This is a genomic window from Pseudarthrobacter phenanthrenivorans Sphe3 (genome assembly GCF_000189535.1).
Taxonomy (GTDB): Bacteria; Actinomycetota; Actinomycetes; order Actinomycetales; family Micrococcaceae; genus Arthrobacter; species Arthrobacter phenanthrenivorans.
In genome coordinates, this window is the sequence record NC_015145.1 from 1,719,965 (window position 1) to 1,745,190 (window position 25,226).

Sequence of the window (25,226 nt, forward strand, 5' to 3'; positions counted from 1 at the left end):
CAAGCAGTCTAGGCGGGATCCTGCCAGGCCATGGCGGGACCCACCGCATCCACCGGCTGGGAGAGCGGCACGCCGGACCCGTCCCGCCGTCCGTGCTCCTGCGGCAGGGACCGGGCAACGCCCGCGGCGGAGGAAGCCTTGGCAGGCCCATGGCCCGCCCAGGCCAGCAACAGGGTGTCCTCACCCTTCAGGAAACGGTGGGCCCGCACACCGGCCGTGGCGCGCCCCTTGGCCGGGTACTCCGAGAACGCGGTGACCTTTGCCGTTCCCGGGGCCGTTCCCGGAAGCGCGCCGGTGGTGCCGGCAATCGTCACAACGACGGCGGCCTCGTCCTTGGGCTGGACGGCACCAAAGAACAATACGCGGTCGCCGGCGGCCAGCTTGATGCCCACCATGCCGCCCGCCGTGCGGCCCTGCGGCCGCACGCTGGCCGCGGCGAACTTCAGCAACTGGGCCTGGCTGGTAAGGAACACCAGTTCTGCATCGTCGGCCCCCGCGGGGGCAACCCCCACCACAAAGTCCTTGTCCTTCAAGGAGATGATCTCCCAGTCCTCCCGGTTCAGGGGATAGTCCGGCTGGACCCGTTTCACCACGCCCTGCGCGGTGCCGACCGCCAGCACTTCGTCCAGCGGAGCGAAGGCCACCAGGGTTTCCCCCTTTAACAGCGTCAGGAATTCCTTGGCGGGGACTCCGCCGGCGAGGTTGGGAAGCCCTGACATCGGCGGAAGGACCGGCATGTCCATCACCTGCAGGCGCAGCATGCGCCCCTGGGAGGTGACGGCGGCAATCTCGCCGCGTGCCGATGTCTTCACCACGGAAGTAAAGACGTCGTGCTTGGTCCGGGGCCCCGCTTCCGCCAGCGGCTCCTGGTTGCTGGTACGCGCGATCTGCCCGGACGCAGTCAGGATGGCCCAGCACGGGTCGTCCGCGATCTCCAAGGCCAGCGGCACTGCCTTGCCCTTCTTCCCGGCGGCCAGGGCAAGGTCGGCGGCGATGGTGGGGGACACGGCCTCGGATTCCAGCAGGACGGTGCGGCGCGGGGTGCCGTGCTCCTCGGCAATGGCGCCCAGCTCATCCGAAACCAGGGTCCGGAGCCGCTCCTCCGACCCAAGGATGGCCTCCAGCTCCGCGATCTCGCGGCGCAGCTCGTCCTGCTCCTTCTCCAGCTCGATCCTGGAGTACTTGGTCAGCTGGCGCAGCCGGAGCTCCAGGATGTAGTTGGCCTGGATTTCCGTGAGGTCGTAGATGGACATCAGCCGGGCCCGGGCTGCCGCGGCCTCGTCCGAGGACCGGATGATCTGGATGACCTCGTCGATGTCCACGATGGCGATGAGGAGGCCCTCCACCAGGTGCAGGCGGTCCTTCTTCTTCCCCAGCCGGAACACCGTCCGCCGGCGCACCACATCGATCCGGTGGTTCACGTACACCGTGAGCAGCTGCACCAGGCCAAGGGTCTGCGGCTGGCCGTCCACCAGCGTGACGTTGTTGATGCCGAAGGAGTCCTCCATCGGCGAATAGCGGTAGAGCTGCTGGAGCACCGCGTTGGGGTTGAAGCCGTTCTTGAGCTCGATGACCAGGCGCAGGCCGTGCTTGCGGTCCGTCAGGTCGACGATGTCGCTGATGCCCGTCAGCTTCTTGGCGTTGACGGCGTCCTTGATCTTCTCGATGACCTTTTCAGGCCCCACCATGTACGGCAGTTCGGTGACCACCAGGCCGGTCCGGCGCGCGGACAGCTGCTCCACCTCCACCTTGGCCCGAGTCTTGAACGACCCGCGCCCGGTGGCATATGCGTCGCGGATCCCGTCCAGCCCCACAATCCGCCCCCCGCTGGGCAGGTCCGGGCCGGGCACGAAGCGCATGAGGTCATCCAGCGTGGCGTCCGGGTTGGCAATCAGGTGCCGGGCGGCCGAGATGACTTCCACCAGGTTGTGCGGGGCCATGTTGGTGGCCATGCCGACGGCGATGCCGGTGGCCCCGTTGACCAGCAGATTGGGGAAAGCGGCCGGCAGGACATCCGGCTGGGTCAGCTGGTTGTCGTAGTTGGGGACGAAGTCCACCACGTCTTCGTCAAGGTGGTCGGTGAGCGTCAGGGCCGCCGCCGCCAGCCGCGCCTCCGTGTACCGCGGCGCCGCCGGGCCGTCGTCGAGCGAGCCGAAGTTCCCGTGCCCGTCAATCAGGGGCAGCCGCAGCGAGAAGTCCTGCGCCATGCGCACCATGGCGTCGTAAATGGCGGTGTCGCCGTGCGGGTGCAGCTTGCCCATCACCTCGCCCACCACGCGGGCACTCTTCACGTGGCCCCGGTCAGGGCGCAGGCCCATGTCGCTCATCATGTACAGGATGCGGCGCTGCACCGGCTTGAGCCCGTCACGGGCGTCAGGAAGGGCCCGGGAGTAGATCACCGAATATGCGTACTCCAGGAAGGAACCCTCCATTTCGGAGGTCACATCGATGTCCACGATGTTCTCCGTGTAAGGGGTGTTGTCCGCGGGAGGGGCTGAACTTTGGCGGCGGGCCATGGGGCTGGTAAATCCTTCTGCAGTGCTGTTGCAGCCGATGGGGGATGTGTTGCGGGAGTTTTTGGCTAGGCTAAGCCTATGGTGGAACAGCCCGTGGACGGCGAATATCCGGAACATTGGGAAGCCGATGTCGTCCTGCGCGACGGTGGAACCGCGCATCTGCGGCCCATCCACCCCTCGGACGCGGACGCCGTCCAGAAGTTCCACATGGGACAGTCCCAGAACTCAATCTACATGCGCTTCTTCGCCTTCAAGGCCAAGCTCTCCAGCAAGGAGCTCAAGCGGTTCACCGAAGTGGACTACAAGGACCGCGTGGCGTTCGTCATCACCATTGGCGGAGAAATCGTGGGAATCGGCCGGTATGACCGCCTGGACGACCCCGCCGAGGCCGAAGTGGCCTTCAACATCGCGGACTCGCACCAGGGCAGGGGCATCGGTTCCATCCTGCTGGAACACCTCGCCGCCGCAGCCCATGAAAACGGAATCCGCCGCTTCAGCGCCGAGGTGCTGCCGGAAAACCGCAAGATGCTGATGGTGTTCTCCGACGCCGGATATGATGTCAAGCGCCATTTCGACGACGGCGTGGTGAGCCTGGAGTTCAACATCGACCCCACGGAAAAATCACGGGCCGTGATGGAGTCCCGCGAGCACCGCGCAGAGGCGAGGAGCGTGCGCGACCTGCTGACGCCGTCGTCCATTGCGGTGATCGGTGCCAGCCGGAAGTGGGGGACGGTGGGGTACCAGCTGCTGGAGCACATCATTGAGGGCGGCTTCCCCGGGCCGGTCTACGCCATCAACCCCGAGGCCCTGGAGCTGGCGGGCATGATGTCCTTCGGCAGGCTTTCCGAAGTCCCGGAGCGGGTGCAGCTGGCGGTGGTCGCCGTCCCCTACGAGGAAGTATCCGCCGTCGTGGCCGACTGTGCGGCGGCAGGGGTGAAGGGCCTGGTGATCGCTTCGGCAGGCTTCGCGGACGACGGCGAACGCGGCCTCCTACGGCAGCGGGACCTGGTGCGGCAGGCCAGGGCCAACGGGATGCGCGTGATCGGCCCGGCATCCCTGGGAATCGTGAACACCCACCCCGACGTGTCACTGAACGCGTCGATGGCGCCCACGCTGCCGCTGCGGGGCGGCCTGGGGCTGTTCTCCCAGTCAGCCGCGATCGGCGTTTCCCTCTATGCCGCCTCGAGCCGCCGCCGGCTGGGCCTGTCCACCTTCCTGTCCGCCGGGAACCGCGCCGACGTGTCCGGCAACGACATGATGCAGTACTGGGAAGATGACTCCGACACTTCCGCGGTCGGCCTTTACCTTGAATCGATCGGCAACCCGCGCAAGTTCTCCCGCCTGGCCCGGCGCCTGGCCCGGATCAAGCCCGTCATCGTGGCCAAGTCCGACGCCATGGGCCTGCGGCTGCCGCCGGGGCACGCCGTACGCACCACGCAGGCACCGGCCGGCGCCCTCGACGCCATGCTTCGCCAGTCCGGCGTCATCAGGGTGGAAACCATCGAGCAACTGATGGACGTGGCCCAGGTGGTCTCAGGCCAGCCGCTGCCCGCGGGGCCGGGGCTGGCCATCTGCAGCAACTCCCAGGCGCTGGGGAAAGTCGTTGCGGACAGTGCCTCCTCCCACGGGCTCACAGTCGCGCAGCTGGTGGCCGGGGTGGACCTCGACGCCGGCCAGTCGATTGCCCTGCCGGCCTTGCGGAGTGAACTGCTGGCCGCGTTGGAGTCCGATGCCGTCCATGGTGCCGTTGCCGCGTTGCTTCCGGCCCGCGGGCTCACCGTGGACACCATCGCCGAAGTGCTTGCCGAATGCTCCGTCAAAGCGGGGAAACCTGTCGTGGCCGCCTTCACGGGGATCCTCGATCCCTCGGTCTACGTGGAAGGCATGGTGGGTGCCCCGGACCCTGCCAAACCTGCCGGCCAGGCCGTCCCCTGCTTTTCGAACCCCGGGGCCGCCGTGGCCGCGCTCGCAGCCGTGGTGCGGTACTCGGAGTGGGTCTCGCGCGACCAGGGCCATTTCGTGGAACCGGAAGGCTGCGATCCGCAGAGCGCACGGCATGAGCTTGAAACCCTCCTGCGGGACGTGAGAGGGGACCAGCTCAAACAGTTGGACCAGGCTGCCGCATCCTCACTGCTGGGCCACTACGGCATCACCGTGCTGCCCTCTAAGGGCTTTGACACCCCTGACGAGGCGGTGGCGGCCGCCGACACGCTTGGGTGGCCGGTGGCACTGAAAACCACCGACCCGTCGCTGCGCCACCGGCTCGACCTCGGGGGAGTGCGACTGGACATCCAGGACCCCGAGTCCCTGCGCGCCAACGTGGTGCAGATGCGGCGGACGTTGTCCCGCTACGGCGACCCTGCACTGGAAGTCCAGAGCATGGCACCGGTCGGGCAGGCCTGCACCTTCCGGGCCATCGAGGACCCCCTGCTGGGGCCTGTCATTTCGTTCGGCCTGGCCGGCGACGCCGTCAACCTGCTGGATGACTGGGCGCACCGGGTGCCACCGCTGTCCGCAGCCGACGTGCACGATTTCATCCGCGCTCCGCGGGCAGCCCGCAAACTCTTCGGCTACCAGGGCCTCCCGCCCGTTGATGTCGCAGCGCTGGAGGACCTTGCCGGCAGGCTGGCCTGGCTGAAAGACAGCCACCCCGAGATTGCCCTGGTGGAATTCAACCCCGTGCTCTGCGGCGTCTCCGGTGCCGTGATCCTGGCCGCTGATGTGCGGATCGGCAACGCTGCCCACCGCACCGACAGTGCCCGCAGGGCGATGCTCGGCTGACGCGGTTAGCCATGTGACCGGCCCATCTGTGAAAATGGGGGAATGAGCTCACAGCCTCCCGCGTCGGCGCCCGAAACGCCCGGCAATGAAAACCAGGCCGTCCGCCACAGCTCACACAACCACAGCGCCCAGGGCCAAAGCCTGGACGGCGCGCTCCAGAAGGCGGGTTTCTACCCCCGCCTCGTGGCCGACGTGGTGGATGATGCCCTGGACGGCCGCGACTGTGTTGCCCACCTGGTGCACCTGGAGACCCACTTTGACCGGGCTGAGGTGCGCCGCCACATCACCGTGCTGGTGCTGACCTCGGACATGCTGGTGATCACCCACGTGGACGATCAGCAGCTCGATGAGGCCGGCGAACAGATCGTGGCCCAGATCTCCACCGAATCCGTCCCCGTGGCGCAAATCCGGTCAGTGGTCCTCAGCTACATGTACGCCCAGCCGCAGAACTACAAACCGTCAGACCCGGTACGCGAGGTCACCCTGTCCATTGCCTGGTCCGGCGGACAGCGGCTGGACATGGGACCTGCAAGCTGCGGCGACCCACAGTGCGAAGCGGACCACGGTTACAGCGGCACGATTGCGCAGGAGGACATTGTCCTGCGGATCAGCGCCGAGGCGGACGGGCTGCAGGCAGTCCAGGACGCCAAGCTCTTCGCCCGCGCGCTGCGCGCCGTCAACACCGGCTCCGCCGCGCCGGTGCCGCACATCCAGTCCATGCCACCGCGTCCGCGGTCCGGCGTCTTCGGCAACCGGCTGAGCCGCGGGCACCAGCAGCGCTGATGCCGGAAGAACGCCGCACGGTCACCGCTCCCGCAACTTCCCCGTCTCCGGACCTGCCGCCCGCGCCGGCGTACGGCCGCCGTTCAGTGGCGGACGTGCTGGGCAGCGCCGCAGCGAGCCTCGGGCTGGAGGGTTTCGCCAACACCCTTGGCCTTCCTGCTGCATCCCGGGTCTGCGTGGTGGTGGCCGACGGACTGGGCCGGAACCTGCTCAAGCAAAAGTCCGCCCACACACCCTTTTTGCGGTCGGTCATCCAGGCCGGGCAGGGCGACGTCCCGGTCTGGCTGGACTCCGCTTTCCCTTCCACCACCGCCGCGGCGCTGGCAAGTTTCGGCACGGGGCTTCCCCCCGGGCAGCACGGCATGGTGGGCTATGACGTCCTGGACCCTGACCAGGACAAAGTAGTCAACCTGCTCGGCAACTGGGACGCCGGTGTGGACCCGCTTGCCTGGCAGCCGTTTCCCACTGTCCTGGAGCGTGCCGCGGAGCAGGCGGCCGTCACCACCGTCAGCCTTCCCCAGTTCGGCGATTCACCCATGACCCGGGCCGCCCTGCGCGGCGGCGCCTTCGTGCCCGCCACCACGCCGCACGCCCGGACTGCTGCCGCTGCCGAGGTCCTGGCCAGGCCGGGCCCCGCGCTCATGTACTTCTACCTCAACGAACTGGATAAGGCCGGACACCGCTTCGGCTGCCAGTCGGAGCAGTGGGAGCACCAGCTTGAGGAACTGGATGCCACCATGAAGCGCCTCAATGCCTCCCTGCCGGCGGGCACCACCATCCTGTTGACCGCGGACCACGGCATGCTTGACGTTCCGGAACAGCAGCGGATCGACTTCCCGGCGGACCCCTCGCTGGTGGAGGGCGTCCGGCATACAGCAGGCGAACCCAGGATGCTGCACCTCTACCTCGAACAGGACGACGCCGGACCAGCGTCGCGCGATCGGCTGCTCGCTGCCTGGCGGGCACGGTTCGGTGCGCGCATCTGGGCCTTCACGCGGGAAGAAGCCATTGCGGCTGGTCTGTTCGGACCCGTCCGGACCGCCGTTGAAGGCCGGATCGGTGACGTGATGATCGCCGCCCGGGATGAGCTCGCGCTCTATGACACGCGGCGGGTCCGCCCTGCCGCAATGGAGGTAGTGGGCCAGCACGGCTCACTGACCAAGGCTGAGCGGGAGGTCCCGCTCTTGTGCTTCCCGGCAGGCGGCAGGAGTGCCCGCCGTGGCTGAATTGGTCTTTTTCTCCGGCACCATGGACTGCGGCAAATCCACGCTCGCCCTGCAGATGGACTACAACCACCGTGCCCGCGGCCGCGGCGGGGTGCGCTTCAGCCGGAACGACCGCGCCGGCGAGTCCCGCATCTCGAGCCGCCTCGGCCTGGAAACGGACGCCGTTGAGGTCGCGGACGGCACCGATTTCTGGGAAGAAGTCATGCGCCGGCGCACCCAGGGCCAGCGCGTGGACTACCTGATTTGCGACGAGGCGCAGTTCTACACTCCCGAGCAGGTGGAGCAGCTGGCCAAGGTCGTGGACGAGATTGACGTGGACGTCTTTGCCTTCGGCATCACCGCCGACTTCCGCACCCGCCTCTTTCCCGGCTCGCAGCGGCTGATTGAACTGGCGGACCGGGTGCAGGTCCTGCAGGTGGAGGCACTGTGCTGGTGCGGCCGCCGCGCCACGCACAACGCCCGCACGGTGGACGGCGTCATGGTCACCGAGGGTGCCCAGGTGGTGGTGGGCGATGTGGATATGGCCGTGGACGCAGCAGCCGCCGCAGCGCCGGATCACCTGCCGGTTGTGGGCTACGAAACCCTCTGCCGGCGGCACTTCATGCGCAGGGTCACGGCGCACGGCGCGAATCTCATGGCAGAGCAGGAACAACTGCTGCCGTTCGAAGTGGATGCCTGCCTCTGGCGCGGCACCGGCAGGACAGGCCCGGGAGCCTGAACCGGGCCGTTGTGGCTTAGTCGCCCCGGGTGCCGAAAACTATCTCGTCCCAGGACGGGACACTGGAGCGCTTGGGCCTGGATGGCTGCCGCTCGGGGGCGCCCGTCTCCGGAAGCTGGCCGGTGGTGGGGGAAGCGTCATCGTTCCTGGGTGCGGGCCGCCGCGGGTTTCCGCCCAGCAGCTCATCCAGTCCGGCTCCACCAGTGGCGCCGGTTTTCTGCCCTTCCGCCGCATCAGTTTCAGCCTGGCCGGAGGGGCGCTGGGGAGAGGCCACAATGGTGATCTCCCGGGTGTCGGTGCTCACGCCGTCATGCAGCCGCAGGTTCTCATCGGCAGGGTCGCGGTGGGCGGGGATCAGGCTGAGCCGGGAGAGCATGGACGGCCGGGCGTCCCGCCGCCGGATGAAGGAATCGCCTTGGGCGGCAGGAGCGTTCCCCTGGTCTGGTTCCGGTCCCGGTTCCGTCTCTTCCGCCTCTGCTTCCGGCACCACTTCCGAAGGGCGCGGATGGGCGGCAGGCACGCCATGCGTCAGCAACAGGGCCAAAGCGTCGTCGGAATCCTCGTCCACGCCCAGCCGCTGGCCCCGGCGGGAACGCAGCATGTCAAGGAGGCCGTCCGATTCCTTGTCCTTCCCGGGTTGCTGCCCGGCGTGGCCGGCCTGGTTTCCGGGTGCGGCGTCCGCGTCCGTTTCAAAATCGAAGGGCCTGTCCGAGACGGCGGAAAGCCTGCGCGCCGGCACCGGCCCGTCCAACGGCTCCAGCTCGCTGAGCTGCTGGGCCCAGCGGTTGGCGTTGTGCAAGGATTTCCGGGCCGGACTGAAGGTCCACAGGGCAGGCGGCTCTTCGCCGATGCCCGGGGTCCCGCCGTTCTTCGGTTCGAAAGTGGCAGACACGGTCCAGGTGCCGTCCTGGCGCCGCCACGAATCCCACTCCACTGTGGCGGGATCGATGCCATGGGCCGCGAGCCGGTGCGCCACCATGTCATCCAGGGTTGCCGGATTGTCGCCGAACGCTGACCGGTAGGCGTCGTGCCCGGGGGAGGGGGATGCCACCTCCACCTTGCGGGCCTGCTGGGCCACGTATTCGCGTTCGGCGAGGACGGGCCCCTCATAGCGCTCCACCTTGGCCAGGGGCAGGCCTGAGAGCTCCGCGACATCCGCCGCGGTTGCGCCTGCCCGGATCCTCGCCTGGATGTCCCGTGGGGACATCGGCACGGCGGGGCGGTCAGCCCGCGGCTTGGCGGACGACCGGCTCGCCGTCCTCAATGCTTCGTCGATCGGCAGCTGGAACATCTCGCCGCCGGCCCCGCTCAACAGGAGGTGAGTCCCGTCGTCGTGTACGCCTACAAGCCGTAGATCCTGCATACAAATCCTCCACCCTGGCATTACTATCAATCGAAACTTTGCCACCCGCCGGACGGGTTTTGGGTCAAGGGGCAGGGCGCGCCGCGATATTCCGGGACTTCAGGGCGTAAAGCCGGGCGGAACAGGTTTCCGGCCCGGGCACCAAGGCTGGCCATCCGGCGTTATCAAGGATGTTGTTACCCTGGCGGCACAACAGGAAGAAGGCAGCTGCTGCAATGGCCACCGATTACGATGCTCCCCGCAAGAACGAAGAGGACCTGGACTCCGATTCGCTGGAAGAATTGAAAACGCGCCGGTCGGACAAGCCGGTAGCGGTGGTGGACGAGGACGAAAGCGAGCTGGCGGCAAGTTTTGAACTACCCGGGGCGGATCTCTCGGGCGAGGAACTGCAGGTCCAGGTTGTCCCGGCACAGGCGGATGAGTTCACCTGCTCCTCCTGTTTCCTGGTGCGGCACCGCTCCCAGATCGCCAGGGAAAAGGACGGCCGTTTCTACTGCAAGGACTGCGAGGGCTGACTCTCCGGCCGCCCGGACCGGTCTGGCTGTCCTGCAGGAGGGCGTGCTGCTACTTGCGCGAGAGCGCCGCCGTCAACTCATCCGGCCGCCGGGTGGACGTCAGCCAGTACGGCGTCGGATCGGAGGGGTCCGTGATGTCGATCCTGACAACGGGATCAATCCAGCCCCGGATGCAGAGGTATGCCAGGCCGTTCAACCGGGTGCCCCGCTCCGCCGTCGCTTCTTCTTTGCGGAAGGACTGCACGGCCCCCACGAAGCGCCGCTCGATGGTGGCACGGCCCACGGTAAGTGTTTCTTCGGTTACCACGATGCTGGGGGTGGAAAGGACCAGCAGTGCCGCGATGATCGCGAACAGCACCACTGCGGCCGTGTATCCGGCAGCTGCGCTGATAGGGGCAAACACCAGGATTCCAGCACCGGACACCCCTGCGGCAATGATCCAGATCCAGGCATTGGGCCACAGCTTCTCGCGGTACGTCACGGCGGACCCGGTGGGAGGTGTGCTGGGAACGGGCGCTGCGGAACTGGATTCGGGCATGAGCCAAGCTTTCCACCTTTCCCCGCCTATTTCATCCCGGCCGCTCCCTGGCCTGGTGGCGGCGGGGAGCCGGTGGCCTAGGTCCCAGCTGCGCGCGCGGGTTAGAGTGAGTGACTGTGACTGATCATTCCGCAGCCGTCGACACCATCCCTCCAGCAGTGGCCGCCGGTGAGCCTCTTGCGGCAACCGCCCCAACCCTGCAGGTCCAGCTGAAGATGCTGGATCCCGGCCTGGAGGCACCGTCCTACGCACACCCGGGCGACGCCGGCGCTGACCTTCGCGCCAGGGAAGATGTTGTCCTGCAGCCCGGGGAGCGCAAGCTTGTTCCCACCGGAGTGGCAATTGCCCTGCCGGAGGGTTTCGTGGCCCTCATCCATCCGCGGTCCGGACTGGCCACCAAGCACGGGCTCACCATCGTGAACGCCCCGGGAACAGTTGATGCCGGGTACCGCGGAGAAATAGCGGTGACCCTCCTGAATACCGACGCCACCCAGACCATCGAGCTCCGCCGCGGCGATAGAATTGCCCAGATGGTCATCCAGCGCGTGGAGCACGCGCAGTTCATTCCAGTCAGCGAATTGAGCGGATCCGTGCGCGGCACTGGCGGATTCGGGTCCACCGGCGGCTTCAGCCGGCCGCCAGCCCAGTAAAGAACGACGCCGCTCCCTGCAGCGTGGTTGCGGGAGGGCGAACAGCACGACGGCGGGACCCGCCAGGGGCCGGACCGGCATATTTCACAACTAAGGAGACACCCTGATGGTCTTTGGGCTCGGCAGGAAAGCCAAGAAGGAACACGACGCCGGACCGGACGACTCCCTGGCTGCTGGAGAGTCCGCCGGGGAGGCGGCACCCGTCACCGGCCCCCGCGCAAACGGCCCGTTCGACGAGTCCGAAGTCAGCAGCCGCGACGGCTACGTTGACCTCGGCGCCCTGCTGGTGACTCCCAGTGAAGGGCTCCAGCTCCGCCTCGAGGTGGAAGAAGCCACCCAGAGGGTTGTGGCGGTCACGCTGGACCTCAACGGCTCGAGCCTGCAGCTCCAGGCCTTCGCAGCCCCCAAGTCAGAGGGACTGTGGGACGAAATCCGTGAGCAGATCGGCCAGTCCGTGGGCGCACAGGGCGGCCAGGTGGAAGAGCTCGACGGCGGCTTCGGCACCGAACTCGTAGCGAAGCTTCCTGCAGGGCTGCCGGACGGCAGCCAAGGCTACCGGGTGGCCCGGTTCATCGGCATCGACGGTCCCCGGTGGTTCCTGCGCGGCGTCCTGGGCGGCCCGGCAGCCCTGGAGCGTGCGGCAGCGGAACCGCTGGAGGCCCTGTTCCGGCAGGTTGTGGTGGTGCGGGGCAGCAGTCCCATGCCGCCGCGTGACCTTCTGCAGTTGCGCCTGCCCAAGGACGCATCCACCACGCCTCCTCCCGGAGCCCCTTCGCTCCAGGAACCGGAACGTGGGCCGGAGACTACCCAGATTGGCTGACCCTGCCGCTGGTGATGTGCCCCACGGTGCCGCCGCGCCGCTTTCCCTGGGCCAGCTCCCGGACAAGGGCCGCGTCCTTTGCCAAGGACGCGTGGAGTCCGTGACCTTCCTTCCGGCGGATCAGGCAGCAGCCTTCACCGCGATCGTCGCCGACCCGCCCGCCGCAAAGGCCCCGTCCGGACACGCCGCGCCGGCCCGCGGCAGGCTCCGCGTTGTCTGGCTGGGCCGCCGGCACGTCCCGGGCATTGAAGCGGGGGCGGAGTTGCGGCTCGAAGGAATGATTTCCCGGAGCCAGGGCATGCCCACCATGTTCAACCCACGCTACGAAATACTGTCCAGCCAGGAGAACGAATGACCGCGCCCCAGTCCGACCCGTCCTCCCGGCCTTCCGGGCCAGGTGCTCCAGACAACAGGGCAGCTCACCGCCAAGGATCCGGCAACCAGGCGACGCCGGGACCCGCGCAGGAACCATCCCCGGTAGCCGGCTTCGCGGCGGAGTATGCCGCCAAAGCGGGGCTCCACCGGACGCACGACGGACGTGTGGATGTGCTTCGCAGCGCCGGGGGAGTCCAGGGCATAGCCGAAAGCATCGTGCCGGGCCTGGTTTTCCTCGTGGCCTTCACCATCACCCGTGAACTGACGCTCTCGCTCGTGGCAGCGCTGGCATCCGCCGCGGTGTTCACCGTGGTCCGGCTGGTGCAGCGGCGGCCCCTGACGCAGGCACTCGCCGGTGTTGTCGGCGTCGGGATCTCTGCCTGGCTGGCCAACACCACCGGCAAGGCGGAGGACTTCTACCTCCCGGGCTTCTTCACCAACGCCGCCTACATCCTGGCCATGGTGCTCTCCATTGCCGTCAAGTGGCCGGTGGCGGGGCTGCTCTTCGGATTCATCCGCAACGAGGGGCTTGACTGGCGCAAGGACCCCGTCCGGGTGAAGGCATACCAGGTGGGCACCTGGATCATCGTCGCGGTGCTGGCGCTGCGCCTGGTTGTGCAGGTTCCCCTGTACCTCATGGGCACGGACGGACTCGCGGCACTGGCCACCACCCGGCTGATCATGGGCGCACCGTTGTACATCCTGGGAGTCTGGATCGCCTGGCTTGTCACCCGCCCTGCTCCGGCCAACGACGCCGAGGGCGCGGGCGAGGCGGGCGAGGCGTTGAAGCCTGACGCCTAACCGTCGAAGCCGTCGTCTTCCGGCGCCTGCTGGACGGTTCCGGAACCTGCAGGTTCCGGAACACCGGTGGTCGTGAGCGTACCTGGCGTCTCCCGGGACAGCAGTGCCCGCAGTTCGTCCTCCGCCGCGATGGTGGTCACGAAGAACAGTTCATCGCCGCCGTCAATGACATCGTCCCGGCTCGGCGTGATGGGCGCGTGATCGCGCAGGATGGCCACCAGCGTGGAATCCTCCGGCCAGCGGATGTCCCCGACGGTCCGTCCTATCACGTGCGAATCGTGGGGAACCGTGAACTCCACCAGGGATGAAACGCCCGTTTGCAGGGTGAGGAGCCGGACAAGGTCGCCGATCTCCACGGCTTCCTCCACCAGAGCGGTCATGAGCTGGGGGGTGTTGACGGCCACGTCCACGCCCCAGGAGTCGTTGAACATCCAGTCATTCTTGGGGTTGTTCACCCTGCCCACCGTGCGGCCGACGCCGAATTCCGTCTTGGCCAGGAGGGAGACCACCAGGTTGACCTTGTCGTCGCCGGTGGCGGAAACCACGACGTCGGCGTCCTCCACCTTTGCTCCCTGGAGGGTGCTCAGCTCGCAGGCGTCACCCACCAGCCAGTGCGCGCCCCGGAGGCCGCTCCGGCCGATAACTTCCGGCTTGAGGTCGATCAGCAGGATTTCGTGCTTGTGCGCCAGCAGTTCCCTGGCGATGGACGATCCGACGCTGCCCGCGCCCACGATCACGACTTTCACTGCAACTCCTTGGCGGGGGCTTTGGCCAGGATCTGCGCAACCTGGGCGCTGCGGTCAACCTGAAGCATGGCGTGGACGGTATCGCCGTCCTGGTAGGCGGTTCCGGCGTCGGGCAGGAGGCCCTCGCCGAAGCGGGTCAGGTACGCCACCCTGATATTGGCGGCTCTTTCAATGCTGCTGATGCGGTGGCCGATCCAGCCTGAATCGAGGTCCAGTTCAGCGAGCACCAGGCGCCCGGAGGGTTCGCGGAAATCGCCGGCCAGGTGCTGTTCGGGCAGGATGCGGCGCAGCACCTGGTCAGCGCTCCAGCGGACGGCCGCCACGGTGGGGATGCCGAGCCGCTGGTAGATCTCGGCGCGGCCCGGATCGTAAATGCGGGCGACGACGTGCGGAACGTGGAAGGTCTCCCGTGCCACCCGGGTGGCGAGGATGTTGGAGTTGTCACCGCTGGACACCGCGGCGAAGGCATAGGCTTCGGCAACGCCGGCCTGCTTCAGCGTGTCCCGGTCAAACCCCACGCCGGTGACTTTGCGCCCCGTGAATCCCTGCCGAAGCCTGCGGAAAGCGCGGTCGTCCTGGTCGATGATGGCCACGGAATGCCCGGCGTCCTCCAGCGTGTGCGCCAGGGTCGCCCCCACGCGGCCACATCCCATGATCACGAAATGCGCCACGGTATCTCCTCTGTATTCCTGTCAAGGTCCTGCTGCTAGAACTCTACCGCCAGCACCCCCGCCCGCCGGTGCCAACCGGCCGTCATGACATCGCCCGGGAATCAGACTAGCTTTGTGGGGTGCTGACAATATTGAACGCCGCCAAGCGTGTGCTGGTGGGCCGGCCGTTCCGCAATGACAGGCTGTCCCATACGCTGCTCCCAAAGCGCATCGCACTCCCGGTTTTCGCCTCCGACGCGCTGTCCTCGGTGGCCTACGCGCCGGACGAGATCCTGCTCACCCTCGCTCTGGCCGGCGTCAGCGCCGTAGCGTTCTCGCCCTGGGTGGGGCTGGCGGTCATGGTGGTCCTGCTGACGGTTGTGGCCAGCTACCGGCAGAACGTCCACGCCTACCCCTCGGGCGGCGGCGATTACGAGATCGCCGGCGAGAACCTGGGCAAGTATGCGGGGCTCACCGTAGCGTCCGCCCTGCTGGTGGACTACGTCCTGACGGTGGCCGTTTCCATGTCCTCCGCCGCCACGTACCTCACCACCGCCGTTCCGGCCCTCCACGGGCAGCAGGCCATCATCGCCACAATCGGCGTGGTGATCCTCGCACTGGTCAACCTCCGCGGGGTCAAGGAAGCCGGCACACTTTTTGCGGTGCCCACGTATATCTTCATGGCCTCGATCCTCGGCATGACGGCCGTGGGGCTCATCCAGGCTGCCACCGGCCGGCTGGGCCAGGCGCCGTCCGCCGCCTTCACCATCGTCCCGGCCCCCGGGTTCGATGAAGGGCTGGTCGGCCTTGCGGGCGCTTTCCTGCTGCTCCGGGCGTTCTCCTCTGGCGCTGCAGCGCTGACCGGCGTCGAAGCCATCAGCAATGGAGTGCCCAACTTCCGGCCGCCGAAGAGCAAAAACGCTGCCACCACGCTGCTGCTCCTTGGGGTTATCGGTGCCACCATGCTGGCGGGCATCATGTTCCTGGCCAGCGCCACCAAGGTCCACATCGTCCTGGACCCGGCCACCGAGTTCCTGTTGAACGGCAGCCCGCTCCCCGAGGGGTACATCCAAACCCCCGCCATCAGCCAGATCGCCCAGACCATCTTCGGCCCCGGATCGCTGCTCTTCTACATCGTGGTGGCCGCCACCGGTGTCATCCTGGTGTTTGCCGCCAACACGGCCTTCAACGGTTTCCCGGTGCTGGGGTCCATCCTCGCCCAGGACGGCTACCTCCCGCGGCAGCTGCGGACCCGGGGCGACCGGCTCGCCTTCAGCAACGGCGTCCTGGCCCTCGCCGCGGGCGCGCTGGTGCTCATCCTCGCCTTCAACGCCGACGTCACCAAGCTCATCCAGCTGTACATCGTGGGCGTCTTCATCTCCTTTACTGCCAGCCAGCTGGGGATGATCCGGCACTGGGGCCGCCGGCTCAAGCTGGAACGGGACAAGGCGGTCCGGCGCAGGATGGCCAAGTCCCGTGTCATCAACAGCATCGGCTTCGGCATGACGGCCCTGGTCCTGGTGATCGTGCTGGTCACGAAGTTCGAACAGGGCGCCTGGATTGCCCTGTTGGCCATGTTCGTCCTGTTCCTGATCATGTGGAGCATCAGGGCGCACTATGACAACGTGGCCCGGGAATTGGCCGTGGACGAGGACTCCTCGCCGCGTGCGCTGCCCACCAGGGTGCACGCCGTCCTGCTGGTGTCCCATGTGCGCAAGCCCGTCCTGCGGGCCCTGGCCTATGCCAGGGCGTCCCGCCCGTCCCGCCTTGATGCAGTGACGGTGGACATCGACGCGGAAGAAACCGCCCAGACCGTGGCGGACTGGGAGAAGCTCGAAATCCCCGTGCCGCTGACCGTGCTGGCCAGCCCTTACCGTGAAACGGTCACGCCCATCATGGAGTACGTCAAGCAGATGCGGCGGGACTCGCCCCGCGACCTGATCGTGGTGTACATCCCCGAATATGTGGTGGGCAAGTGGTGGGAGCAGCTGGTCCACAACCAGACGGCGCTGCGCATCAAAACCCGGCTGCACTTTGAACCCGGCGTCATGGTGGCGAGCGTACCGTGGCAGTTGAAATCATCCGAAGAAGCCAAGAACCTGCAGGACGTGCAATGACCGCCAAGACCCAAACCCAGCCTGGAATTTCCGGAGACGCCGCTACGGAAGTAGTGCTCGAGGTGGGCCCGGTGGCCCACGGCGGCCACTGCGTCGCACGCCATGAGGGCCGCGTGATCTTCGTCCGGCACGGCATCCCGGGTGAAAAGGTGCGGGCACGGCTCACTGACGCCGACGAGACCGCGAAGTTCTGGCGGGCGGACGTCGTCGAGGTCCTCGAGGCCTCTCCCGACCGCGTGGACCACTTCTGGCATCTGGCTGATTCACGGCGCGCGTGGGGCCACGGGCACCCGCCGGTGGGGGGAGCGGAATTCGGCCACATCACGCTTGCCAGGCAGCGCCGCCTCAAGGCGGACGTGCTGGCCGAGCAGCTGAAGCGGCTCGCCGGCCTGGAGAGCGTTCCGGGCTGGGACGGCGGCAGCGTGGAGGCCGTGGGAGGGGCGTCCGACGGCGGCAACGGCCTTGGGTGGCGGACGCGCGCGAGTTTTTCGGTCACCCCCGGCGGGAAGCTTGGAATGCATGCCCACCGGTCCGGGCACATTGTCCCCGTGCGGGAGATGCCCCTGGCCGTGGACGCGATCAATGAACTGCGACTGTGGGACATCGACCTGCAGGGTGTGGAGCGGGTGGAAGTGGCCGCTCCAGCCAACGGCTCCCGTCCGCTGGTGCTGCTGGCCCCGGCCGCGGGAACCAGGCCCAAACGCCTGGCCGCCATCGCAGCGCAGTTGCCGGCGGACGTGTCGGTGGCCTCGCTAGACCCCGAGTCCGCAGCCGTCGAGCAGCTGCGGGGCCGCACCTGGGTGCAGGAAACCGCGGCCGGCCACGACTACCGGGTCACGGGCGCCGGGTTCTGGCAGATCCACCGCGACGCGCCCGAAGCGCTTGTGGGGGCTGTCACACAATTCCTGCAGGGCGGCGGCTACCTCCACCCGGGAGCGGTGGTGGCGGATCTTTATGCAGGTGCAGGCCTGTTCACGGCAGTCCTGGCGGACGCGGTGGGGGAGACGGGCTCGGTCCTGTCCGTGGAGGGGGCTGCGGGAACCAGCCGCGACGCCCGCAAGAACCTGCACGCTGCACCCCAGGTGGAGATCGTCCAGGGCCGCGTAGAGCGGGTCCTGCGCCAGAAACCGCGGAACTTCGACGCCCTGATCCTGGACCCGCCCCGCGCCGGTGCAGGGAAAGCCGTGGTCAATCAGCTCCTGGCCGCGCACCCCCGCGCCATTGCCTACGTATCCTGCGATCCGGCGTCGTTCGCCCGGGACGTTGGGTACTTCCGCCAGGCGGGCTGGGAGCTGTCAGGCCTGAGGGCCCTGGACCTGTATCCCCACACCCATCATCTGGAGACGGTGGCGTTACTGGCCCCTCGTCCCTGATGCCGGAACCGGGATCGACTACTATGGCGGTAGTAGTCCCACGTCGCGCTCCGTAATCACGGCCGGCCGTGTGCAATTTTCGGGCCCGAAACTACTTAGGGCTTCCTAACTAGCAGGCGGTCAACCGCGCGACAAAGATGAAACTGTTGCGAGAGGAGTCCTGCGATGAGCACTGTGGACAGCTTCGGTTCAAAAGGCAAACTTAATGTAGCCGGAACCGAATACGAAATTTTCCGGTTGAACTCCGTTGAAGGTGCAGAAAACCTTCCGTTCAGCCTCAAGGTATTGCTAGAAAACCTGTTGAGGACCGAGGACGGCGCGAACATCACTGCCGATCACGTCCGCGCCTTGGCAGGCTGGGATCCCAACGCCCAGCCCGATACAGAAATCCAGTTCACGCCTGCCCGCGTGATCATGCAGGACTTCACCGGCGTTCCCTGCGTGGTTGACCTGGCGACGATGCGCGAAGCGGTCAAGGAACTGGGCGGCGACCCCAAGCGGGTCAATCCGCTGGCGCCTGCCGAAATGGTCATCGACCACTCGGTCCAGATCGACGCCTTCGGCAACTCCGGCGCGCTGGAGCGCAACATGGAGATCGAATACCAGCGCAACGGGGAGCGTTACCAGTTCCTGCGCTGGGGCCAGACGGCGTTCGATGACTTCAAGGTTGTCCCCCCGGGAACCGGCATTGTGCACCAGGTCAACATCGAGTACCTGGCCCGCACCGTGATGACCCGCGAAGTTGACGGGGCGCTCCGTGCGTACCCGGACACCTGCGTTGGCACCGACTCGCACACCACCATGGTCAACGGCCTGGGCGTGCTCGGCTGGGGCGTCGGCGGCATCGAAGCCGAGGCCGCCATGCTGGGCCAGCCCGTCTCCATGCTGATCCCGCGCGTCGTGGGCTTCAAGCTCAGCGGGTCCATCCCCGCCGGCGCCACTGCGACCGACGTGGTGCTGACCATCACCGAGATGCTCCGCAAGCACGGCGTTGTGGGCAAGTTCGTGGAGTTCTACGGCGAAGGTGTGGCCGCAGTGCCGCTCGCCAACCGCGCCACCATCGGCAACATGAGCCCGGAGTTTGGTTCCACCGCCGCCATGTTCCCGATCGACGACGTGACCCTGGACTACCTGCGCCTCACCGGCCGCTCCGAACAGAACGTTGCCCTCGTGGAGGAGTACGCGAAGGAGCAGGGCCTCTGGCACGATCCTTCCCGCGACATCAAGTTCTCCGAGTACCTGGAACTGGACCTGTCCACGGTTGTTCCGTCCATTGCAGGCCCCAAGCGCCCGCAGGACCGCATTGAACTGACCGAGGCCAAGGACGAGTTCCGCCATGACCTCAAGAACTACGTCTCCCACGACGCGAACGCCGGTACCCTGGACGAATCCCTCGAGGAGACCTTCCCGGCTTCCGACGCCCCGTCCTTCACCTCCGGCGGCACGCACGTCTCTGACACCGACCGTGAACCGCCGAAGTACTCGGCAGGCCACGGCGCAGCCGGCCGCATCTCGCAGCCGGTGCCGGTCAAGATGGCTGACGGCCGCGAGTTCGAGCTGGACCACGGTGCTGTCACCATTGCGTCCATCACGTCCTGCACCAACACGTCCAACCCGTCGGTCATGCTGGCCGCCGCGGTCCTGGCACGCAACGCCGTCGATAAGGGCCTGACGTCCAAGCCGTGGGTCAAGACCTCCGTCGCCCCCGGCTCGAAGGTTGTCACGGACTACTACGAGAAGTCCGGCCTGACCCCCTACCTGGAGAAGCTCGGCTTCTACATCGTGGGCTACGGCTGCGCCACCTGCATCGGCAACTCCGGCCCGCTGGAAGCTGAAGTCTCAGAAGCCATCCAGGCCAACGACCTCGCCGTCGCTGCTGTCCTCTCGGGCAACCGCAACTTCGAAGGCCGCATCAACCCGGACGTCAAGATGAACTACCTGGCCTCCCCGCCGCTGGTCATCGCCTACGCCCTGGCCGGTTCCATGGACTTCGACTTCGAAACCGACGCCCTGGGCCAGGACCAGGCCGGCAACGACGTCTTCCTGAAGGACATCTGGCCCAACCCGGTTGAGGTCCAGCAGGTTATCGATTCGTCGATCGACAAGGAAATGTTCGCCAAGGGCTACGAAGGCGTCTTCGAGGGCGACGACCGCTGGAAGGCGCTCGACACCCCGGCCGGTGACACCTTCGCATGGGATCCGAACTCCACCTACGTCCGGAAGCCCCCGTACTTCGAGGGCATGCAGGCGCAGCCGGAGCCGGTCAAGGACATCACGGGTGCCCGCGTGCTCTTGAAGCTGGGCGATTCGGTTACCACCGACCACATTTCCCCGGCCGGTTCCTTCAAGTCCGACACCCCTGCCGGCCAGTACCTGCTGGCCAACGGCGTGGAGCGCAAGGACTTCAACTCCTATGGTTCCCGCCGCGGCAACCACGAGGTGATGATCCGCGGAACGTTCGCGAACATCCGCATCAAGAACCAGATCCTGGACGGCGTCGAAGGTGGCTTCACCCGCGACTTCACCCAGGAAGGCGGCCCGCAGGCCTTCGTCTACGACGCTGCCCAGAACTACCAGGCTGCCGGCATCCCGCTGGTGGTCCTGGCCGGCAAGGAATACGGTTCCGGTTCCTCCCGCGACTGGGCTGCCAAGGGCACGGCGCTGCTGGGCGTCAAGGCCGTCATCGCCGAGAGCTACGAGCGCATCCACCGCTCCAACCTGATCGGCATGGGCGTCCTGCCGCTGCAGTTCCCGGCCGGCGAGTCTGCTGCCACGCTGGGCCTGTCCGGCACGGAAACGTTCTCCGTTGAGGGCGTAACCGCCCTGAACGAGGGCACCACGCCGAGGACCCTCAAGGTCACCGCAACCGCCGAGGACGGCAGCACGACGTCGTTCGACGCCGTCCTGCGCATCGACACCCCGGGCGAAGCGGACTACTACCGCAACGGCGGCATCCTGCAGTACGTGCTGCGCCAGATCTCCGCGAACTAGCGGGTTCCTGCCAGCAGGCAGCACCTCCGAAGCCCCGGCCGGTCACCGACCAGCCGGGGCTTCGGCTTTGCATTTGGGCCGAGGCGTTAGAGTTAAACGGCACGTCTACCACCTGAAGGAGGGGTCATTGGGAATCTTGGACACCATCCGGAATCCGCAGGACCTGAACGAGTTATCCGAACAACAGCTGAAGCAGCTGGCTTCGGAGATCAGGGAATTCCTGATCACAAACGTCTCCCAGACGGGCGGGCACCTCGGCCCCAACCTTGGTGTGGTGGAGTTGACCCTGGCCCTGCACCGCATCTTCGACTCGCCCCGCGACAGCATCGTTTTTGACACCGGGCACCAGTCGTACGTGCACAAACTGCTGACCGGGCGCCAGGACTTCAGCACCCTGCGCCAGGAGGGCGGCATCTCCGGCTACCCGTCCCGGGCGGAATCAGAGCACGACATCGTGGAGAGCTCCCATGCCTCCTCGTCCCTGTCCTGGGCCGACGGCATTTCCCGGGCACGCCAGCTCACCGGCGAAGGGGACCGGCACGTCGTCGCCGTAGTGGGGGACGGGGCGCTCACGGGCGGCATGGCATGGGAAGCCATCAACAACATTGCAGCCGACAAGAAGCGCCGGGTGGTGATAGTCGTCAACGACAACGGCCGCTCCTACGCGCCCACTGTGGGCGGCTTCGCAGACTACCTCGCCTCGCTGCGGCCCACCATCGACTCCTTCCGGGCAACCCCTGCGTACGAACGCGCGCTGGACTGGTGGAAAAAGAAGCTCCAGAACGGCGGCCCGGCGGGCCAGTTCACCTACAAGAGCCTGCATGCCATGAAGAAGGGCATCAAGGACTGGTGGGCGCCCCAGGGCATGTTCGAGGACCTCGGCATGAAGTACATCGGCCCGGTGGACGGCCACAACCTCCAGGCCATGGAACACGCCCTGGCCACCGCCAAGCACTACGCCGGCCCCGTCATTGTCCACGCCATGACGGAAAAGGGCCACGGCTACGCCCCGGCGCGCGCCCACGAAGCCGACCAGTTCCACGCCGTGGGCATCATCGATCCCGAGACCGGCGAACCGACGGGTACCGCAGGTGCCCAGTCCTGGACCTCTGTCTTTGCCGACGAGATTGCGGCCATCGCGGATGAGCGCCAGGACGTGGTGGGTATCACCGGGGCGATGCTCATTCCGGTGGGCCTGCACAAATTCGCCGCCAAGCACCCGGACCGCGTCATCGACGTCGGAATCGCCGAACAGCATGCCCTCACCTCTGCTGCGGGGATGGCTTTCGGCGGGCTGCACCCCGTGGTGGCGGTCTACGCCACGTTCCTGAACCGTGCTTTTGACCAACTCCTGATGGATGTGGCCCTGCACAAGGCCGGTGTCACCATCGTGCTTGACCGGGCGGGCGTCACCGGCCCGGACGGCGCCAGCCACCACGGCATGTGGGACATGTCCATGGTCCAGATTGTGCCTGGCCTCCACCTGGCCGCTCCGCGTGATGCCACCCGGCTGCGCGAAGAACTCCGCGAGGCCGTTGCCGTCAGCGACGCCCCCACGGTGGTCCGTTTCTCCAAGGGTTCCGTGGGTGCGGAGGTGGAGGCCCTTGAACGCCTCAGCGACGGCGTGGACGTCCTGTCCCGCCGGCCGGCTGGATCCACGGAGAACGACGTCCTGATCGTCAGCGTGGGCGCCATGTCCGAGCTCGCCCTCGACGTTTCCAACCGGCTCGGCGCCCAGGGCATCAGCACCACGGTGGTCGATCCCCGCTGGGTGCTGCCCGTCCCGCGGTCCATCATCGCCCTGGCATCGCACCACCGCCTGGTCATCTGCATCGAGGACGGCGTCCGTGCAGGCGGCGTCGGCTCCCGCATCCGCCAGGAGATGCGCGCCGCCGGCGTGGACACCGCCCTGAATGAGGTGGGCCTGCCGGTGGAATTCCTTGACCACGGGACGCGCAGCCAGGTGCTGGAGCGGGTGGGCCTGACGGCCCAGCAGATAACGCACGACGTCGTTGCCCAGGTCCTGGGAACAAAGGTCCCCTTTGCCCGCCCCCTCCCAGGCCAGCAGCACCCCACAACCGGCAGCCTTCCGATTCTGTGAGGGAAGAAGATGCACTGAAATACCCCGGGGCCCTCGGGGATGCCGGGCCGGTCATGCACACCACCACCACGCGGATTCCCGCCGGTTTGCAGCCCGGCCAGCTGGTGGTGGCGAGGAACCGGAAGTGGAACGGAAAAGCGCACTGGGTGGTCCCCGGGCGCTACCTGGGCGAAGACGAGCATGGCTGGTGGATCTTCCAGGGCACCAACGAGTTCTGCTCGCGGCCCGGCGCGGCGTTCTACACCCGCTCCGATGCGGTGCTCCTGGTGCCGCGCTCGGGCGACTGGGTTGCCACCTTCTATGACGACGCCCATCCCAACGGGGTCCGGGTGTACGTGGACCTCGCGGTTGCCCACGAGTGGACGGCCATCCGCCCCGCCGTCACCGAATTCCACGTCATCGACATGGACCTTGACGTGATCCGGACCGCGGACCGGGGCGTCTTCATCGACGACCAGGACGAGTTCGCGGACCACGCCGTCAGCATGAACTATCCGGACCGGCTGGTGGCGGACATCCAGTCCGCAGCGGACGGGCTTTACCAGGCCGTGAAGGCACAGCAGGCACCCTTCGACGGCACAGACGTCGCATGGTTCACAAAAGGACGAAAATGAGCGGAATTGTCAGGGTTTACAAGCGCGACGACGAAGGCGCCCTCCACTTCCGGGAAGCCTGGTACGACGAGGAGTACAACCAGTTCGTCATGAACTACGGCGCTGTGGGCCACCAGAGCAAGACCGAGGAGACGGACGTCCCGGATGCCGCAGCAGCCGAAGGGCTGCTGGATGCTTTTGCCGTCCAGTGCGCCGAGGACGGGTATGCCGAAATCCCCGAGGAGGAGCAGTTCTGGGTGGTGGCCCAGTTCGCGCTGAAGACCAGGGAGGGCACCGACCGTGACCGCCGCCTGGAGGAAAAGGCCACCGACGCCCTTATCAGCCACCTGGCCTGGCGCGGACTCGGCACCGTGGAGCGCTCAGAATTCACCGACTACAAGCTGAACATTTTCTGCCTCTGCCCGGACGTCAACAAGGCCGTCAATGCCATCAAGATCTGCGCCCGCAACGAGGACCTGGACTTCACCAAACTGAGCATCGGTGCCGCCGCCTTCAATGATCCCGCCCACTTCAAACTCAAGCATTCCGGCAAGCCGGCCAACACCTTCAGCCCCTAGGAGCGCCCAATGACCACGTACCGCCGCGTTGGAAAGTCAGGGCTTACCGTCTCCACTGTCGGGCTGGGCTGCAACAACCTGGGCCGCGCCAATACCGCCACAGAGAGCCAGGAAGGAACCGACGCCGTGGTCCGCGCGGCCGTGGACGCAGGAATTACCCTGTTCGACGTCGCCGACACCTACGGCAGGGAACCCGGCCTCAGCGAGACGATGCTGGGCAAGGCCCTGGGCAGCAGGCGCGCGGACGTGGTGGTTGCCACCAAATTCGGCATGGACATGAAGGGTGCCAGCGGACACGACTTCGGTGCCCGCGGCTCCCGCAGGTACATCCTCCAGGCGGTGGAGGGGTCGCTGCGCAGGCTGGGCACCGACTGGATCGACCTTTACCAGTTCCACACGCCGGACCCGCTGACTCCGATCGACGAAACCCTTGCCGCCCTGGACACCCTGGTCACCAGCGGCAAGGTCCGGTACATCGGACACTCCAATCTGGCAGGCTGGGAGATTGCCCGCGCAGAGTATGTAGCCCGGGAGCTTGGCGGGGAACGCTTCATATCCACGCAGAACCACTACAACCTCCTGGACCGCCGCGCTGAACTCGAGGTGACGCCCGCCGCGGAGGAGTTCGGCCTGGGCGTCCTGCCCTATTTCCCCCTCGCCAACGGCCTCCTGACCGGAAAGTATTCACCGGGCCACGCACCGGAAGGCTCCCGGCTCAGCCACACCCGGAAGCACCTTGTCCACGACGCCGACTGGGACCAGCTGCGCAGCTTCAGCAGCTTCGCGAAGGAACGCGGCCTGACCGAAATCCAGGTTGCTTTCTCCTGGCTCGCAGCGCAGCCGTCAGTGGCTGGGGTCATCGCGGGCGCCACCAGGCCGGACCAGGTCCGCCAGAACGCCGCATCAGCCGACTGGATTCCATCGGAACAGGATCTCGCGGAACTGGACGCCATTTTCCCTGCAGTGCCCAAGGTCGCTCTCTTCTAGGCCG

Annotated in this window: 21 protein-coding genes; 16 read left to right on the plus strand and 5 right to left on the minus strand. The window is 66.9% G+C overall.

Translation table 11 applies throughout. The features are described 5' to 3' along the window. Positions 1-8 precede the first annotated feature (8 nt). Complete coding sequence (locus ASPHE3_RS07905) at positions 9-2,516, minus strand: DNA gyrase/topoisomerase IV subunit A (protein WP_013600704.1); 2,508 nt, start codon at positions 2,514-2,516, stop codon at positions 9-11. Positions 2,517-2,594: 78 nt separating this feature from the next. Here ASPHE3_RS07905 and ASPHE3_RS07910 point away from each other — a divergent pair, with 78 nt between their 5' ends. The 4 genes from ASPHE3_RS07910 to ASPHE3_RS07925 are packed head-to-tail and all read left to right on the plus strand — an operon-like array spanning position 2,595 to position 8,024. Next, positions 2,595-5,297 carry a bifunctional acetate--CoA ligase family protein/GNAT family N-acetyltransferase gene (locus tag ASPHE3_RS07910; protein ID WP_013600705.1) on the plus strand — a complete coding sequence of 901 codons (2,703 nt, stop codon included), beginning with the start codon at positions 2,595-2,597 and terminating at the stop codon, positions 5,295-5,297. 42 nt (positions 5,298-5,339) lie between these two features. Next, positions 5,340-6,080, plus strand: coding sequence for a DUF5998 family protein (locus tag ASPHE3_RS07915; protein ID WP_013600706.1), 741 nt, complete (start codon positions 5,340-5,342; stop codon positions 6,078-6,080). Beyond that, positions 6,080-7,306 (plus strand): alkaline phosphatase family protein, encoded by a 1,227-nt coding sequence (locus tag ASPHE3_RS07920; RefSeq protein WP_013600707.1) that lies wholly within the window; start codon positions 6,080-6,082, stop codon positions 7,304-7,306. Before ASPHE3_RS07915 ends, ASPHE3_RS07920 begins: the two co-directional genes overlap by 1 nt. Further along, a complete protein-coding gene (locus tag ASPHE3_RS07925; protein ID WP_013600708.1) occupies positions 7,299-8,024 on the plus strand; it encodes a thymidine kinase in 726 nt (241 codons plus the stop codon). Before ASPHE3_RS07920 ends, ASPHE3_RS07925 begins: the two co-directional genes overlap by 8 nt. Before the next feature lie 16 nt (positions 8,025-8,040). Here ASPHE3_RS07925 and sepH read toward each other — a convergent pair whose 3' ends face one another. After that, positions 8,041-9,387, minus strand: coding sequence for a septation protein SepH (gene sepH / locus ASPHE3_RS07930; protein WP_013600709.1), 1,347 nt, complete (start codon positions 9,385-9,387; stop codon positions 8,041-8,043). A gap of 215 nt (positions 9,388-9,602) precedes the next feature. Between sepH and ASPHE3_RS07935 the strand changes: the two genes are divergently transcribed. Continuing rightward, positions 9,603-9,902 carry a DUF4193 domain-containing protein gene (locus ASPHE3_RS07935; RefSeq protein WP_013600710.1) on the plus strand — a complete coding sequence of 100 codons (300 nt, stop codon included), beginning with the start codon at positions 9,603-9,605 and terminating at the stop codon, positions 9,900-9,902. 49 nt (positions 9,903-9,951) lie between these two features. Here ASPHE3_RS07935 and ASPHE3_RS07940 read toward each other — a convergent pair whose 3' ends face one another. Continuing rightward, positions 9,952-10,440: a DUF3093 domain-containing protein gene (locus ASPHE3_RS07940; protein WP_013600711.1), complete on the minus strand. Its 489-nt coding sequence runs from the start codon at positions 10,438-10,440 to the stop codon at positions 9,952-9,954. A 116-nt stretch (positions 10,441-10,556) separates the two neighbouring features. Between ASPHE3_RS07940 and dut the strand changes: the two genes are divergently transcribed. From dut to ASPHE3_RS07960, 4 genes are all read left to right on the plus strand, one after another. Next, positions 10,557-11,090, plus strand: coding sequence for a dUTP diphosphatase (dut, locus tag ASPHE3_RS07945; protein WP_013600712.1), 534 nt, complete (start codon positions 10,557-10,559; stop codon positions 11,088-11,090). A gap of 106 nt (positions 11,091-11,196) precedes the next feature. Then, positions 11,197-11,910: a DUF3710 domain-containing protein gene (locus tag ASPHE3_RS07950; protein ID WP_013600713.1), complete on the plus strand. Its 714-nt coding sequence runs from the start codon at positions 11,197-11,199 to the stop codon at positions 11,908-11,910. Continuing rightward, on the plus strand, positions 11,903-12,265 hold the full coding sequence (locus ASPHE3_RS07955) for a single stranded DNA-binding domain-containing protein (protein ID WP_013600714.1): 363 nt from the start codon (positions 11,903-11,905) through the stop codon (positions 12,263-12,265). The genes ASPHE3_RS07950 and ASPHE3_RS07955 overlap by 8 nt, the downstream gene beginning before the upstream one ends. Then, positions 12,262-13,086 carry a DUF3159 domain-containing protein gene (locus ASPHE3_RS07960; RefSeq protein ID WP_013600715.1) on the plus strand — a complete coding sequence of 275 codons (825 nt, stop codon included), beginning with the start codon at positions 12,262-12,264 and terminating at the stop codon, positions 13,084-13,086. Before ASPHE3_RS07955 ends, ASPHE3_RS07960 begins: the two co-directional genes overlap by 4 nt. Here ASPHE3_RS07960 and ASPHE3_RS07965 read toward each other — a convergent pair. Both ASPHE3_RS07965 and ASPHE3_RS07970 read right to left on the minus strand, forming a co-directional pair. Next, entirely contained in the window at positions 13,083-13,832 is a 750-nt protein-coding gene (locus tag ASPHE3_RS07965; RefSeq protein ID WP_013600716.1) for a potassium channel family protein, read from the minus strand. The two genes, ASPHE3_RS07960 and ASPHE3_RS07965, sit on opposite strands and share 4 nt — an antisense overlap. Next, positions 13,829-14,503: a potassium channel family protein gene (locus ASPHE3_RS07970; protein WP_013600717.1), complete on the minus strand. Its 675-nt coding sequence runs from the start codon at positions 14,501-14,503 to the stop codon at positions 13,829-13,831. The genes ASPHE3_RS07965 and ASPHE3_RS07970 overlap by 4 nt, the downstream gene beginning before the upstream one ends. 119 nt (positions 14,504-14,622) lie before the next feature. Between ASPHE3_RS07970 and ASPHE3_RS07975 the strand changes: the two genes are divergently transcribed. The 7 genes from ASPHE3_RS07975 (at position 14,623) to ASPHE3_RS08005 (ending at position 25,222) form a co-directional block, all read left to right on the plus strand. Continuing rightward, entirely contained in the window at positions 14,623-16,599 is a 1,977-nt protein-coding gene (locus ASPHE3_RS07975; protein WP_013600718.1) for an APC family permease, read from the plus strand. Continuing rightward, on the plus strand, positions 16,596-17,972 hold the full coding sequence (locus ASPHE3_RS07980; RefSeq protein WP_013600719.1) for a class I SAM-dependent RNA methyltransferase: 1,377 nt from the start codon (positions 16,596-16,598) through the stop codon (positions 17,970-17,972). Before ASPHE3_RS07975 ends, ASPHE3_RS07980 begins: the two co-directional genes overlap by 4 nt. A gap of 165 nt (positions 17,973-18,137) precedes the next feature. Next, positions 18,138-20,963, plus strand: coding sequence for an aconitate hydratase (locus ASPHE3_RS07985; RefSeq protein WP_013600720.1), 2,826 nt, complete (start codon positions 18,138-18,140; stop codon positions 20,961-20,963). A 127-nt stretch (positions 20,964-21,090) separates the two neighbouring features. Next, the gene (dxs, locus tag ASPHE3_RS07990) at positions 21,091-23,064 is read left to right on the plus strand and encodes a 1-deoxy-D-xylulose-5-phosphate synthase (RefSeq protein ID WP_013600721.1); all 1,974 of its coding nucleotides are present in this window, start codon (positions 21,091-21,093) and stop codon (positions 23,062-23,064) included. Beyond that, positions 23,061-23,678 carry a DUF402 domain-containing protein gene (locus tag ASPHE3_RS07995; RefSeq protein ID WP_013600722.1) on the plus strand — a complete coding sequence of 206 codons (618 nt, stop codon included), beginning with the start codon at positions 23,061-23,063 and terminating at the stop codon, positions 23,676-23,678. The genes dxs and ASPHE3_RS07995 overlap by 4 nt, the downstream gene beginning before the upstream one ends. Next, positions 23,675-24,235, plus strand: coding sequence for a hypothetical protein (locus tag ASPHE3_RS08000; RefSeq protein WP_013600723.1), 561 nt, complete (start codon positions 23,675-23,677; stop codon positions 24,233-24,235). The genes ASPHE3_RS07995 and ASPHE3_RS08000 overlap by 4 nt, the downstream gene beginning before the upstream one ends. Before the next feature lie 9 nt (positions 24,236-24,244). Further along, the gene (locus ASPHE3_RS08005) at positions 24,245-25,222 is read left to right on the plus strand and encodes an aldo/keto reductase (RefSeq protein ID WP_013600724.1); all 978 of its coding nucleotides are present in this window, start codon (positions 24,245-24,247) and stop codon (positions 25,220-25,222) included. The last annotated feature ends 4 nt before the right edge of the window (positions 25,223-25,226 follow it).